General features: G+C 74.2%; 12 protein-coding genes. 9 read left to right on the top strand and 3 right to left on the bottom strand.

Going from position 1 to position 13,328, the window contains the following annotated elements; translation table 11 throughout:
• The 4 genes from VR45_RS25150 to VR45_RS25135 form a co-directional block, all read left to right on the top strand.
• Positions 1-808, top strand: an 808-nt coding sequence (locus VR45_RS25150; RefSeq protein ID WP_045942110.1) for a hypothetical protein, incomplete at its 5' end; no start/stop codon positions are given.
• On the top strand, positions 805-2,196 hold the full coding sequence (locus VR45_RS25145; RefSeq protein WP_078896811.1) for a histidine kinase: 1,392 nt from the start codon (positions 805-807) through the stop codon (positions 2,194-2,196). The genes VR45_RS25150 and VR45_RS25145, both read left to right, overlap by 4 nt.
• A complete protein-coding gene (locus tag VR45_RS25140) occupies positions 2,193-2,939 on the top strand; it encodes a response regulator transcription factor (protein WP_078896810.1) in 747 nt (248 codons plus the stop codon). Before VR45_RS25145 ends, VR45_RS25140 begins: the two co-directional genes overlap by 4 nt.
• A 198-nt stretch (positions 2,940-3,137) precedes the next feature.
• On the top strand, positions 3,138-3,818 hold the full coding sequence (locus tag VR45_RS25135) for a Pr6Pr family membrane protein (protein ID WP_045942104.1): 681 nt from the start codon (positions 3,138-3,140) through the stop codon (positions 3,816-3,818).
• A gap of 71 nt (positions 3,819-3,889) precedes the next feature.
• On the opposite strand, the gene VR45_RS25130 is transcribed toward VR45_RS25135, so the two are convergent.
• Together VR45_RS25130 and VR45_RS25125 are read right to left on the bottom strand one after the other, a co-directional pair.
• Positions 3,890-4,261: a hypothetical protein gene (locus tag VR45_RS25130; protein WP_045942107.1), complete on the bottom strand. Its 372-nt coding sequence runs from the start codon at positions 4,259-4,261 to the stop codon at positions 3,890-3,892.
• 31 nt (positions 4,262-4,292) lie between these two features.
• Complete coding sequence (locus VR45_RS25125) at positions 4,293-4,505, bottom strand: hypothetical protein (RefSeq protein ID WP_030391175.1); 213 nt, start codon at positions 4,503-4,505, stop codon at positions 4,293-4,295.
• Between the two features lie 530 nt (positions 4,506-5,035).
• Here VR45_RS25125 and VR45_RS25120 point away from each other — a divergent pair.
• Entirely contained in the window at positions 5,036-6,382 is a 1,347-nt protein-coding gene (locus VR45_RS25120) for a S41 family peptidase (RefSeq protein ID WP_052709353.1), read from the top strand.
• Between the two features lie 3 nt (positions 6,383-6,385).
• Here VR45_RS25120 and VR45_RS25115 read toward each other — a convergent pair whose 3' ends face one another.
• On the bottom strand, positions 6,386-7,993 hold the full coding sequence (locus VR45_RS25115; RefSeq protein ID WP_045942103.1) for an ATP-binding cassette domain-containing protein: 1,608 nt from the start codon (positions 7,991-7,993) through the stop codon (positions 6,386-6,388).
• A 527-nt stretch (positions 7,994-8,520) separates the two neighbouring features.
• On the opposite strand from VR45_RS25115, the gene VR45_RS25110 reads away from it, so the two are divergent.
• The 4 genes from VR45_RS25110 (at position 8,521) to VR45_RS25095 (ending at position 13,156) form a co-directional block, all read left to right on the top strand.
• Positions 8,521-9,816 (top strand): hypothetical protein, encoded by a 1,296-nt coding sequence (locus VR45_RS25110; protein WP_159394346.1) that lies wholly within the window; start codon positions 8,521-8,523, stop codon positions 9,814-9,816.
• Positions 9,817-9,982: 166 nt separating this feature from the next.
• Positions 9,983-11,620, top strand: coding sequence for an ABC-F family ATP-binding cassette domain-containing protein (locus tag VR45_RS25105; protein WP_045942101.1), 1,638 nt, complete (start codon positions 9,983-9,985; stop codon positions 11,618-11,620).
• A gap of 82 nt (positions 11,621-11,702) precedes the next feature.
• Positions 11,703-12,392: a nitroreductase family protein gene (locus tag VR45_RS25100; protein ID WP_045942100.1), complete on the top strand. Its 690-nt coding sequence runs from the start codon at positions 11,703-11,705 to the stop codon at positions 12,390-12,392.
• A gap of 74 nt (positions 12,393-12,466) precedes the next feature.
• Positions 12,467-13,156: a GNAT family protein gene (locus VR45_RS25095; RefSeq protein WP_078896809.1), complete on the top strand. Its 690-nt coding sequence runs from the start codon at positions 12,467-12,469 to the stop codon at positions 13,154-13,156.
• Positions 13,157-13,328 lie beyond the last annotated feature (172 nt).

Raw genomic sequence — 13,328 nt, 5'->3', positions numbered from 1 at the left:
CCGCCGGGCGCCGGCCGGGCTGGTGGCCTTCCCGATGTGGGTCGCGACCGGACTGCTCGGGACCATCCTGGTCGCCCTGCCGCTGTTCCTGCTGTCCACCCTGCTGCTCGGTCCGGACCAGGCGCCGCCCGGTACCGACGACGGGCCGAGCGGCTGGGTGTTCCCGGTGGTGTACGGCGGCTTCGCCGTCCAGGGGCTGGCGCTGATCACCGGCTTCCTGCTGTACGCGCGGGAACGCTGGGCCGGGCTGCTGCGCCACGACCGGATCGGCGACCTGCCCCGCTCCCCCACCCTGACCACCCAACGGGCCTTCGCGTGTGTCGCCGCCCCGCTCGCCGCCGGGGTCGCGGCGGCCCGGGTGTACTGGGCTTGCGGTGGGACGACCGGGCTGCCGCTGGAATGGCAGGAGTACCGCGGCCGGGGCGTGGCGGTGATGGACGGAGTGACGGCCCTGATGGCGGTGGCCGCCGGCGCGGCGCTGCTGCTGCTGGTGTTCCGCGGCCGTCCGGGGTGGCGGCTGCGCGGACCGCTGGCCGTGGTGTGGACGGCGGCCGGGTCGCTGTTCGGCTGGGGGTCCTGGCAGTTGGTGGCGTTCGGGACGTTCACGGCGGCGCCCGACCCCAAGCGGGCGGTGCCGGGTCTGATGACCCTGGTGGAGTCCGCGCAGGTGGCGACCGGGCTGCTGGTCCTGGCGGTGGGCGCGATCGCCCTGGCCGAGCGGTCCGCGGCCCGCGCCGTCCCGGACACCGCGTGGGCCTCGGCGATCCCGCGGACCGGCCGGGCCGCTGACGTAGAGTCTGCGGAATGATCACGGGGGCGGGGGCCGACCGGCGCACGGACGCGGGCACGAGCACACACGCGGGCACGGGCACGGGCACACACGCGGGCACGGACGCGGAGAACGACAGGGGCAGCACGGAGAAGGGCCGGAGCGCAGGCCCCGTCCGCCGCGCGCTGCGCGCCCTGTTCGGGCGGCAGGCCCGGCTGCGGTGGGTGCACCTGGTGCTCGGCGGCGCACTGCTGATGCCGTACTGGCTGCTGTCGACGGTCGTGCTGGGCTCGCTCGACCCGCAGAAGGGCCCGCTGCTCCAGGTCCTGCTCTACTTCGCCGCCCTCGCCACCTCGCTCCCGATGGCCGCCGCCACCGCGCTGGTGCCGACCGTCCGGGCGCTGGAGGGGGCGGCCGCCCTGGCCCTCTGCGCGCCCGCCCGGGCGGGCGAGGTGGTCACCGGACCCGCCCGGTCCTGGGCGGCCCGACGGCGGACGGCCGGCTGGTTCGTACTGCACCTGGCGTTCGGCGGCATCGTCAGCGGGATGACGCTGGCCGGCACGCCGTTCGCGGCGATGCTGGTCCTCCGGCCCACCGGCTTCGAGGAGTTGACGCGGTTCTGGGAGGACCACGGCGTGCCGGGCCCGCTGCCCGGCCCGGTGCTGGGCCTCGCCCTGTTCGCGCTGATCGTCGGCACCAGCGCCGGCCTCGGCGGCCTGCTGGCCCGCTGGGCACCCGTCCTGCTCGGCCCGACCCCGGACGAGCGCCTGGCCGCCGCCGAACGGCGCGCCACCGTACTCGCCCAGCGCAACCGGCTGGCCCGCGAACTGCACGACTCGGTCGGCCACGCGCTGAGCGCCGTCGGCATCCAGGCCTCGGCCGCCGCCCGGGTGCTGCGCACCGACCCGGAGTTCGCGGCGGAGGCGCTGGCCGCCATCGAGGAGACCGCGCGGGGCGCCGTCGCCGAACTGGACGCGGTACTGGGACTGCTCCGCGAGGAGGAGCGCGGCGAGGCCGCAACGGCCGGCCCGACCCTCGCCGGGCTGGACGACCTGCTGCGGCAACTCGCCAGGACCGGGGTGACGGTGGACGCCGAGCTGGCGCCGGGCCTGGACCGGCTGCCGCCCGAGTTCTCCCGCGAGGCGTACCGGATCGTCCAGGAGGGCCTCACCAATGTGCTGCGGCACGCCGGGCCCGCACCCGCCCGACTGCGGGTCTCGCTGGACGACGGGTGGGTGGGGATCGAGCTGACCAATCCGCTGGAGCGGCTCCGGCCCGGTCGGCCCGGCGGCGGACGCGGCCTGCGCGGGATCGGCGAACGCGCGGCGGCGCTGCACGGCGGCTGCGAGGCCGGGCCGACGGACGACGGAACGATGTGGCGGCTGGCCGTCCGGCTGCCGGTGGGAACGGGAGGAGAGCAGTGGTGAACGGTTCGAGGAGCACGGCAGGGGTCGAGGGGGCGGCGTCGGGGGCCGCCGCCCCGGTGCGGGTGGTGATCGCCGACGACGAGCGGCTGGTGCGGACGGGCCTGCGGGTGGTCATCGACGCCGAACCGGACCTCACCGTGGTCGGCGAGGCCGCCGACGGCGTCGAGGTGGTGCCGCTGGTGCGCGAACTGCGTCCGGACGTGGTGCTGATGGACGTCCGGATGCCCGGGATCGACGGCATCCGGGCCACCGAGCAGCTGATCGGCGGGATGGCCGAGCCGCCCCGGATCCTGGTGGTCACCACCTTCGAGCACGACGACCACGTGTACGACGCGCTGCGGGCGGGGGCGGCCGGCTTCCTGCTGAAGCGGGCCCGGGCGGAGGAGATGGTGCAGGCGGTGCGGCTGATCGCGCGCGGCGACTCGCTGCTGTTCCCGGCGGCCGTCCGCGAGCTGGCCCTCCGGTACGGGGCGTCGTCCGCGCGGGACACCCGTCCGGCGCCCGGCCGGGGTTCGGCCCCGGGCCGGAGCCGTACGCCGATCGAGCGGCTGACCGAGCGTGAGGGCCAGGTGCTGCGGCTGATGGCGGCGGGGCTGAGCAACGGGGAGATCGCCGCGAAGCTCTCGCTCAGCCAGGAGACGATCAAGACGCACGTGGGCAGCGTGCTCGCCAAGCTGGGCGCGCGGGACCGCACCCAGGCGGTCATCACCGCCTACGAGTCGGGCTTCGTCCTGCCGGGCTGAGTCCGGCGGCCGCGGCCACCGGCGGGCGCGTGCCGAGGTGTCGGCCGAGGTGTCGGCCGAATGTCGCAGGGGCATCCACAGGGAATCCGGTAGGTGGCGGAACGTTTTTCCCCTCCGCCCGACCCACAGGTAGAGTGCGATCTTCCCCTTCGACGTCCGATACCTCCTGTATCGCCCGAAAAAAGAACTGGTGGCCGCATGTCAGTCCGGACCAGCCCGGCGCTCTGGTGGCGCGCCGGCATCGTGCTCTCGACGGGCCTCGGCCTGAGCCTCCAGACCGCGCCGCTGGTGTACTTCACCATCCAGAGCAATGTGATCGTGCTCGGCTACTTCGTCGGCGCCGTCTACTGGATGCTGAAGCGCGGGACCACCGACGCACCCGCGCCCCGGCTGCGCGGCGCCGCCACCCTGTACATCCTGATCACCGGGCTGGTCTCGCACATCCTGCTGGAGCACGGCGCCAACCCGCTGCCCGGCCTGTTCGACGGGCCGGACAAGCTCCAGCACTGGTCTTCGTTCTTCGTGCACTACGTCACCCCGGTGCTGGTGATCGTCGACTGGCTGGTGTTCCGGCCCCGCAACGCCTCGTCCTGGCGGGACATCCCGCTCTGGCTGACCTTCCCGCTCGGCTACGCGGCGCTCGTGCTGGTCCGCAACGCGCTGTTCTCCAACTACCCGCTGCCGTACCCGTACTTCTTCTTCGACCCGACCACCAAGGGGTACGGCTACGTCTGGGGGCAGATCGCCCTGCTGACGGTCGAGTTCGTCGCGCTGGCCGCCGTCGTGGTCGGCCTGGACCGGCTGGGCACCCTGGTCCGCGCCCGGCTGACGCGCGACAGCACCGACAGCACCGACAGCACCACCCCGGCCGAGGCCTGACGGCGGGTCGGCTCCGGTCCGGCGCCGGATCCGCCCCGGTGCCGGACCGAAGCCACCCCGGCCGTCCGGCCTCAGATCCGCCAGGACCGGATCCGGTCGGCCGCCGCGAACACGTCCGCCCGCCCCTCCACGATGTCCCGGGCCAGCTCGACCAGCGCCCCGTACGGCGGATCGACGCCCTCGCCCGCCGCGTGCATGTACGCGGCCGTGGCCATGCAGGCGTAGAGGTTGTTGCGCAGCGGCAGCGGGCGCAGCAGCACGATCGTGTGCATCAGGGTGGCGGCGCACCAGGCCGGATCGGCCTCGTGGCCGAGCTGAGCGGTGTTCACCCGGTGCCGTGCGACGGCCGCTTGGAGCGCCGAGTAGTCGCGCACGCTGAGGTCCTCGGGCGAGGCCAGCTCCTGGATGTCGAGCAGCCAGCGCAGATCGACGCGCGGCAGCATCATCGCGCCACCCCTCCCGTGACGGCGCCGCTCAGGCGGCGGGCGCGTCCTCCGGGAACGCCCGGTCGAACTCCTCGCGGTGCTCGTTCCAGAACGCCACCGCGTGGGAGACGAACACCCGGCGCTGCTGCTCCCGCACACTCAGGTCGTGCACATACGCCTTGACACTCTTTCCGTCGGCGGCGGCGGCCTCGCGGATGGCGGCGAGTTCGTGCTCCGTGTACTCGATGTTGAGTGCTGGCATGGCGCCGATGGTACTGGAGCCCACAGGAGTTGGACACTGAGCCGACAACCCCGACAGCACTCGGGGGAGCGTCTGGTCCGCAAGTCGGAGCCGGGTGCGCCGGAGCGTACCTCCGGGGTCCTGGTGGGGACCGATCCGCAGGTTGACGTGCCGAAACCGGTCGGGCCCGTACCGTCGGCCCTGGGTGGCGGAGAGGTTCCGCGGGGGAGGCCCGGACCGGAGACGGCAGGGGACGACATGGGTATCGGACGGCGGAGGCCGACGGCCGGAGCGACGGGGACGACGAGGGTCGCGGGGGCTCCGAGGGCTGCGGGGGCGGCCAGGGTCAGCGGGGCGGTCAGGGCGGCGGGGGTCGCGGCGGTCGCGCTCGCGGTCACGGCGGGGACCATCGGCACGGCGCCGTCGGCGCCGCACCGGACGGGGACGGCGACGCGCGGCGGCCGGGCGTCAACCGGCTGGAGGGCGTCTGGCAGACGGACGGGTACGGCATCATCGTCGAGATCCACGGAACGGCCTTCACCACCTACGACGTGACCCGGATCAGCTGCACCCCGGGCTTCTACTCCGGCACGCAGGTCGGTGCGCCCGGACGCGACGGCACCGTCCGGTACGGCCAGGCCGGAAAGGCGTACGCCTCGTCCTCGGTCACGCCCCGGGGTCACGACCGGGCCGTGTACAAGGAGGACGGCGCCGCCTCCGCCAGGGACCTCACCCGGCTGCCCGGCGGCCTCCCGGCCCAGTGCCGGCAGCCCGCCCCGCAGGACGCGCTCGCGACCTTCGACCGGTTCTGGGCGACCTTCGAGGAGAACTACCCCTTCTTCGCCGCCAAGGGCATCGACTGGCACGCGAAGGGCGCGCAGGCACGGGCGGGCATCACCCCGCAGACCAGCCCCGACGACCTGCAGAAGATCCTCGTGGGCCTGCTGGAACCGCTCGGCGACGCGCACACCGCGCTGGGCCGCAAGCGCCCCGGCGGCGGGTACGACGGCGTCTTCGGCGGGCGGCGCCCGGGCACCGCGGAGCCCACCGACGAAGTCCGGGAGCAGGCGGCCCGGGCGGTCGCGGCCCAGCTCCTCGGCCCCGAGCAGCCCTTCGGCCGGGGCCTGCTCGGGGTCGGCGAACTCCCGGGCGGCATCGGCTACCTGCGGGTCAGCGCCTTCGACGGCTATGTCGCGGACGGCCCCTACCAGGACCACGCCGCCGAGCTGGACAAGGCGCTGGACCTCCTGCTGGCGCACCCCGGGCGACTGAACGGCGTGGTGGTCGACCTGCGGCTGAACGGCGGCGGCTCGGACGAGCTGGGGCTGCGGATCGCCTCCCGGCTCACCGACCGGCCCTTCCTGGCCTACCGCAAGGTGGCCCGCAACGACCCGGCCGACCCGAGCCGGTTCACCCGGCCCCAGCCGAGCGTGGTCCGCCCGGCCGTCGGCACGACCCGGTACACCGGACCGGTCGCCCTGCTGACCGCCGGCTCGACGGTCAGCGCGGGCGAGACCTTCACCCAGGCGATGGCGGAGCGGCGGCCGGCACCCGTGCGGATCGGCGAGAACACCCAGGGCGTGTTCTCCGACATCATGTTCAAGCCGGTCTCGGCCGACTTCGTGGCCGTCCTGCCGAACGAGAAGTTCCTCACCCGCTCCGGCAGCACCTTCGACGGACCGGGCATCCCGCCGAACGTCCGCACCCCGGTGTTCACCCCGGAGGAGCTGAGCCAGGGCCGCGACTCCGCCCTGACCGAGGCCCGCAGGCTCCTCGCCGCCGGAAGCACCGGGGCCGCCGACGCTGACGGCGCTGACGGCGCCGACGGCGCTGCCGAAGCCGCCGGAGCGACCGGAGCCGCCGTCAGCACCGCCGCTGCGGGGGCCGGCCCCCGCTGACCGTCACATCGGATCCACCGTCCTCAACTCGCCGTCCAGCTCCAGCCAGCGGGTGATGCCGAGACCGCGCAGGAACGGCAGGTCGTGGCTGGCCACGACCAGCGCGCCCTGGTAGGCGGCGAGCGCCTGGGTGAGCTGGCGCACGCTGGCCAGGTCGAGGTTGTTGGTCGGCTCGTCGAGCAGCAGCAGCTGCGGCGGCGGGTCGGCCAGCAGCAGCGCCGCCAGGGTGGCCCGGAACCGCTCGCCGCCGGAGAGCGTGCCGGCCGGCTGGTCGGCCCGCCCGCCGCGGAACAGGAACCGGGCCAGCCGGGCCCGGATCGCGTTGTCCCCCGCGTTCGGCGCGAACAGCTTGACGTTGCCCGCGACGGTCAGCTTGTCGTCCAGCAGGTCCAGCCGCTGCGGCAGGTGCCGCAGCGACACCGGGGCGGTGATCACCCCGGAGAGCGGGGCGAGTTCACCGGCGATGGTGCGCAGCAGGGTGGTCTTGCCCGCGCCGTTGCGGCCGACCAGGGCGATCCGCTCGGGCCCGCGCAGGTCGAGCTCCGCCGTGATGCCGTGCGGCAGCCGCACCCGCTCCAGGGTGAGCACGGTGCGCCCGGCCGGGACGGCGGTGCGGGGCAGGTCGATCCGGATCTCGGCGTCGTCCCGCACGGCCTCCTCGGCCGCGGTGAGCTTGCGCCTGGCCTCCTCCAGTCGCTCGGTGTGCATGCCCTGGAGGCGGCCGGCGGTCTCCTGGCCCTGGCGTTTGAGCTTGCCGGCGAAGATGTGCGGATCGTTGCGGGTGACCGAGCGCTTCTTCCCGTAGCTGGCGCTGCGCTCCAGCCGCGTCCTGGCGTCGACCAAGTCCCGTTTCTGGCGCTGGACATCGGCCTCGGCGTGGCGCAGCAGCCGCTCGGCGGTCTCCTGCTGGGCGGCGACGGTGCGCTCGTACTCGGCGAAGTTGCCCCCGTACCAGGTGACCTGGCCCTCCCTCAGCTCGGCGATCTGGTCGACGTGCTGGAGCAGCTCGCGGTCGTGGCTGACGATCACCATCACCCCGCCCCAGCCGGCCACCGTCTCGTAGAGCCGCTCGCGGGCGGCCCGGTCGAGGTTGTTGGTCGGCTCGTCGAGCAGCAGGACGTCGGGGCGGCGCAGCAGCAGGGCGGCCAGCCGCAGCAGCACGGCCTCGCCGCCGGAGAGTTCGCCGGTGGTGCGGTCGAGGCCGAGCCGGCGCAGGCCGAGCCGGTCGAGCAGGGCGCGGGCGCGCTCCTCGACGTCCCAGTCGTCGCCGATCGCGTCGAAGTGGCGCTGGTCGGTGGATCCGGCCTCGACGGCGTGCAGGGCCTCGCGCGCGGCCCGGACGCCGAGCGCCTCGTCGACCCGCAGGCCGGTGTCCAGGGTGAGCCCCTGCGGGAGGTAGCCGAGCTCGCCGGCCACCTTCACGGTGCCGGAGGTGGGCGTGAGTTCGCCCGTGAGCAGGCGGAGCAGGGTGGACTTGCCCGCGCCGTTGAGCCCGATCAGCCCGGTGCGGCCGGGGCCGACGGCGAGGTGGAAGCCGTCGAGGACGGGCCTGCCGTCCGGCCAGTCGAAGGAGAGGTCGGTGCAGAGGAGCGAGGTGGTGGGTTGTGCCATGGAGGCCTCCCGAGGGTCTGCCGGACGCGGCCGGTCACCGGACGTGGTCGTGGGACGACACGGGGAGACACCGCGGGTGCGGGCGGGACCGGGAAGGGGGGCCGGGACAGGGCTCGGGTCGTCAGAGCGACGGGGGACGCCGGGCCGGCTCACCACTGAGGTCGGGCACTCGCACACTCACGGACCGCGCGGGCAGCACTGGGGCTGCGGCAGGGCAGCGAAGGCGCTGCGGCGCGGCGGGGGCGGTGTCTCGGGACCTCAGTAGAGCAACGGCCTTCTCCTGTTCTGGCGGGTGGCAAGGATCACGCTACGGAGGCTCCCGGTAGTGTGCAACCGGTTATTTCGGTGCCGATCGCGTGCCGATCCGGTGACAGCCCCGCCCCGGAACGGCCGACGGCCGGAAGCCGTCCGCCGCACATGGCAGACTCCTCCCCTGCCACTCCCGCCACACCCGCGGCCCGTCCGCCGCAGGGCCGGTGGCGGTCACTCACATCCGTGGCGTGCATTCACAGGGGGAACCGAACATCATGTCATCGATATCCCGGGCGACGCGTGCCGCGCTGGGCGCCTCCGTCGTCGCTCTGACGATGGTCGTCGCGACCGCGTGCGGCCCGGACAACAACGACCCGGCCGCCGCCCCGACCGGCGGGACGACCGCCGCGGCCACCGCGGGCGCCACCGAGCCGGGCGGTCTGCCGCCGATCAAGCTGCCGACGGCCGACGAGCTGAAGAAGTGGAACTTCGACGACTGGGACAAGTGGGCCCAGCAGAACGTCGTCTCCCCGGCCGTGAAGGGCTTCTGGGACCTGCAGAAGATCCTCAAGGCCAAGCCCTACAAGCCGGGCCCGGGCAGCCAGCCCACCGCGCAGCCGACCACCGCGGCGCCGGCCCAGCCGACCACCCAGCCGCCGGCGCAGCCCACCGCGCAGCCGACGGCGGCCCAGCCCACCAGCGCCGCCCCCACCCAGCCGGGCGGCAGCGGCGGTACCGGTGGCGGCACCGGTGGCAACGGCGGCGGCAGCCAGAACGACCCGCAGCCGAAGCTGGTCGAGATGAAGCCCCTCCCGCACCCGTTCGCCAAGCCGGCCCACGTCAACGGCAAGCTGTTCTTCCAGGACGGCAAGCAGGACTACGTCTGCTCCGGCACGGTCGTCTCCGACCCCGCCAACCCGGGGAAGAGCAACCTCGTCTGGACCGCCAGCCACTGCCTGCACGGCGGCAAGGGCGGCAAGTACCACACCAACATCACCTTCGCCCCGGCCTTCAACAGCAGCGGCGCGGTGAGCGCCGGCAAGCAGGGCACGCTGGCCGACGCCGAGCCGTACGGCGAGTGGGGCGCTGTCTCCGGCATGGTCTCCCCGCAATGGACGGCCGAGGCCGACCCGGAGAACGGCGGCCCGTGGAGCCAGTACGACTTCGGCATCCTCAAGGTCGCCAACCCGGACGGCAGCGCCAAGTCCCTGGAGGAGGTCGTCGGCGGCTCCGTGCCGGTCTGGTTCAACGCCCCGCGTGAGCAGATCGCCTCGGTCAGCACCTACGGCTACCCGGCCGCCAAGCCGTTCGACGGCATGGAGCTGGAGCACTGCGAGGCCGGCAAGCCGGCCCGCCGCTCGATGGACGCGTCCCGCCCGACCATGCTGATGACCGGCTGCAACGGCAGCGGCGGCGACAGCGGCGGCGGCTGGTTCACCACCAAGGACGGCAAGCAGGTACTGGTGTCGGACACCTCCATCGGCGGCTCCGACAACACCTGGGAGGCCGGCCCGTACCTGGACGACGTCGCCCAGCACGCGCTGGAGTACTTCTCCAAGAAGAGCAAGTGACCCCGGTCACCCGCTGAACTCCCCCGCCGGGGGCGGTGGCACCCCGCGTGCCGCCGCCCCGGCGGCGTTTCCGACGGCACTTCCGACCGCACCCGCCCGGTCCGCGCCCCTGCCTGCCCTGCCCGCGCCCCGCCCACTCCCCGGCCCGCCTAGAATCGACGACATCATGAGCGCCACACTCGTCGTCAAGGACCTCGCCGCCGGCCACGGCGAGCGCACCCTCTTCTCCGGCCTGGACCTGGTCGTCGCCCCCGGCGACGTGATCGGCCTGGTCGGCGTGAACGGGGCCGGCAAGTCGACCCTGCTGCGCCTGCTGGCCGGCCTGGACACCCCCGAAGGCGGTTCGCGGCGGCTCAGCCCCTCCTCCGCCAACGTCGGCCACCTCCCGCAGGAGCCGGAGCGCCGCGCCGACGAGTCGGTCCGCGACTTCCTGGCCCGCCGCACCGGTGTGTCCGCCGCGCAGGCCGCGCTGGACGAGGCCACCCAGGGCCTGGTGGACGGCGTGCCCGGTGCCGACGACGCCTACGCGGAGAACCTCGACCGCTGGCTGGAGCTGGGCGGCGCCGACCTGGAGGACCGGGCCGAGGAGGTCGCCGACTCGCTCGGCCTCAAGATCTCCCTGGACCTGCCGATGACCGCACTCTCGGGCGGCCAGGCGGCCCGGGCCGGCCTCGCCTCGCTGCTGCTCTCCCGCTACGACGTCTTCCTGCTCGACGAGCCCACCAACGACCTCGACCTGGACGGCCTGGAGCGGCTGGAGTCCTTCGTCAAGGGCCTGCGCGCCGGCACCGTGGTGATCAGCCACGACCGCGAGTTCCTGGCCCGCACCGTCACCAAGGTGCTGGAGCTCGACCTGCACCAGCAGCAGGTCAACCTGTACGGCGGCGGCTACGACGCGTACCTGGAGGAGCGCGAGACGGCCCGCCGGCACGCCCGCGAGGACTACGAGGAGTACGCCGACACCAAGGCCGGCCTGGAGGCCCGGGCCCGGATGCAGCGCGGCTGGATGGAGAACGGCGTCCGCAACGCCCGCCGCAAGTCGAGCGACAACGACAAGATCGGGCGCGCGATGCGCACCGAGTCCACCGAGAAGCAGGCCTCCAAGGCCCGGCAGACCCAGCGGATGATCGAGCGGCTGGACGTGGTCGACGAGCCCCGCAAGGAGTGGGAGCTGCGGATGGAGATCGCCGCCGCGCCGCGCTCCGGCTCGGTGGTCGCCACGCTGCGCGGGGCCACCGCCCGGCGCGGCGACTTCGCGCTCGGCCCGGTGGACCTGCAGATCGACTGGGCGGACCGGGTCGCCATCACCGGTGCCAACGGCGCGGGCAAGTCCACGCTGCTGGCCGCCCTGCTGGGCCGGCTCGAACTCGACTCCGGCAGCTCGGTGCTGGGCTCCGGCGTGGTGGTCGGCGAGGTCGACCAGGCGCGCGGGCTGTTCCTCGGCGGGGAGCCGCTGCTGGAGGCGTTCGCCGCCGCCGTCCCTGAGCTCGCGCCGGACGAGGTCCGCACCCTGCTGGCGAAGTTCGGGCTGAAGGCGGTGCACGTGCTGCGCCCCGCGGACACCCTCTCCCCCGGTGAGCGGACCAGGGCGGCGCTCGCGCTGCTCCAGGCGCGCGGGGTGAACCTGCTGGTGCTGGACGAGCCCACCAACCACCTGGACCTGGCCGCCATCGAGCAGTTGGAGTCGGCGCTCGCCTCGTACACCGGCACGCTGCTGCTGGTCACGCACGACCGGCGGATGCTGGACACGGTGGCGGTGAACCGGCGGATCGAGGTCGGCGGCGGGCGGGTCGCCGAGCTGTAGCCCCGATCCCGTGAGCATTGCGGGCCGGGGAGGAGGTCCAGACCTCTTCCCCGGCCCGCCGTCATGTGCTGTGCTGTCGCCCATGGTTGACAGCACAGCGCTCGACAGCGCGGTGGCGGGGACGCCCTACCCGAGTGTCCCGCTCACCCCCATGACCGTGCCCGCCCACGAGGCGGAGGCACGCAGCAGGTCCTTCCACGACGTGATGGCGCAGCGCCGGACCGTCCGCGACTACTCGACCCGGCCGCTCCCGGACGGTGTGGTCGAGTGGGCGGTCCGCACCGCCAACACCGCACCGAGCGGCGCGCACGTCCAGCCCTGGCGCTTCGTGGTGATCACCGATCCGGACCGCAAGCGCCGGCTGCGGGAGGCCGCCGAGGCCGAGGAGCGCGAGTTCTACGCGCACCGGGCCTCCGAGGAGTGGCTGGCCGCGCTGGCGCCGATCGGCACCGACTGGGAGAAGCCCTTCCTGGAGGACGCCCCGGCCGTGATCGTGGTCTTCGAGGTGCACAAGGGCCCGCACTCGCCGCGCCCGTACTACACCAAGGAGTCGGTGGGCATCGCGGTCGGCCTGCTGCTGGCCACGCTGCACCAGGCGGGGCTGGCCACCCTCACCCACACGCCGAGCCCGATGAAGTTCCTCAACGAGGTGTGCGAACGGCCGCAGGAGGAACGGGCCGCGTACGTCATCCCGGTGGGGTACCCCGCGGAGGGGGCGCGCGTACCGGACCTGCGGCGCAAGGAGCTCGACGAGGTGCTGATCCGCCTCTGACGCGCCCCCGGACGGCCCGGGTAAGCGGCGCCGGGCGGTGGTGACAGGTACAGTACGTCGACATAATCGCTGTCATGAATCACGTCATGCCACCGCCGTGCGGGGGCGCGTCCGGCTCCCTTCCCCCATCCGTGCCCGCGTCCGGCGCGCCCGCCCTCAGCACGCCCGCCCTCGGCACATCCACCCCCAGCACGCCCACCCCCGGCCGGCCGCCCGAGCTGCTGCGCCCGGCCGGGGACTCGGGGATCACCCTGCGCCGCCGCTCCCCCGCCCAGAGCCTCGCCCTCAACGCCGCCGTCCGGGCCAACCTGGACCACCTGCGCCCCTGGCTGGAGTGGGCCGCCGAGGCCCCCACCGCCGCCCGCACCGCCGAGCTGACCGAGGCCGGCGCGGCCGCCTGGGACGCCGGCACCGACTTCATCTACCTGGTCGGCCTGGACGCCGAACCCGGCCGGGTGATCGGCTCGTTCGGCCTGCACCGCCGGATCGGCCCGGGCGCGCTGGAGATCGGCTACTGGGTCGGCACCGACCACGTCGGCCGGGGCATCGCCACCACCGCCGCCCGGGCCCTCACCGCGGCGGCGTTCGCCCTGCCCGGCGTCCACCGGGTCGAGATCCACTGCGACCCGGCGAACACCGCCAGCGCCGCGGTCGCCCGCCGGCTCGACTTCCGCCTCGACCGCGAGGTCGACGCGCCGGTGCGGGCGCCGGGCGAGACCGGGCGCAAGCAGATCTGGGTCCAGGAGCGCCGCCCGACTCCGTAGCTCTCACCCCGTGGCGCCCCGCTCAGTCGTGCCCTGCTCAGTACCGATCCGCTCAGTACTGTTCCGCTCAGTACCGCTCGCCCGACGGCGCCGGCAGCGCGTCCAGCTCGGCGAGGTCCGCCGGCGACAGCACCAGATCGGCCGTCGCCGCGTTCTCCACTAGGTACTTGGG

This window comes from Streptomyces sp. NRRL S-495 (assembly GCF_000966955.1).
GTDB lineage: Bacteria > Actinomycetota > Actinomycetes > Streptomycetales > Streptomycetaceae > Kitasatospora > Kitasatospora purpeofusca.
Note: the sequence above shows the minus strand (reverse complement) of the source record. Positions and strands in the feature narration are given on the sequence as shown.

What these genes read in the sequence shown, in the direction of transcription:
- VR45_RS25145 (WP_078896811.1), top strand. Translation starts at nt 805, where the DNA reads ATGATCACGGGGGCGGGGGCCGACCGGCGCACGGACGCGGGCACGAGC.
- VR45_RS25135 (WP_045942104.1), top strand. Translation starts at nt 3,138, where the DNA reads ATGTCAGTCCGGACCAGCCCGGCGCTCTGGTGGCGCGCCGGCATCGTG.
- VR45_RS25130 (WP_045942107.1), bottom strand. Translation starts at nt 4,261, where the DNA reads ATGCTGCCGCGCGTCGATCTGCGCTGGCTGCTCGACATCCAGGAGCTG.
- VR45_RS25125 (WP_030391175.1), bottom strand. Translation starts at nt 4,505, where the DNA reads ATGCCAGCACTCAACATCGAGTACACGGAGCACGAACTCGCCGCCATC.
- VR45_RS25115 (WP_045942103.1), bottom strand. Translation starts at nt 7,993, where the DNA reads ATGGCACAACCCACCACCTCGCTCCTCTGCACCGACCTCTCCTTCGAC.
- VR45_RS25110 (WP_159394346.1), top strand. Translation starts at nt 8,521, where the DNA reads ATGTCATCGATATCCCGGGCGACGCGTGCCGCGCTGGGCGCCTCCGTC.
- VR45_RS25105 (WP_045942101.1), top strand. Translation starts at nt 9,983, where the DNA reads ATGAGCGCCACACTCGTCGTCAAGGACCTCGCCGCCGGCCACGGCGAG.
- VR45_RS25100 (WP_045942100.1), top strand. Translation starts at nt 11,703, where the DNA reads ATGGTTGACAGCACAGCGCTCGACAGCGCGGTGGCGGGGACGCCCTAC.
- VR45_RS25095 (WP_078896809.1), top strand. Translation starts at nt 12,467, where the DNA reads ATGAATCACGTCATGCCACCGCCGTGCGGGGGCGCGTCCGGCTCCCTT.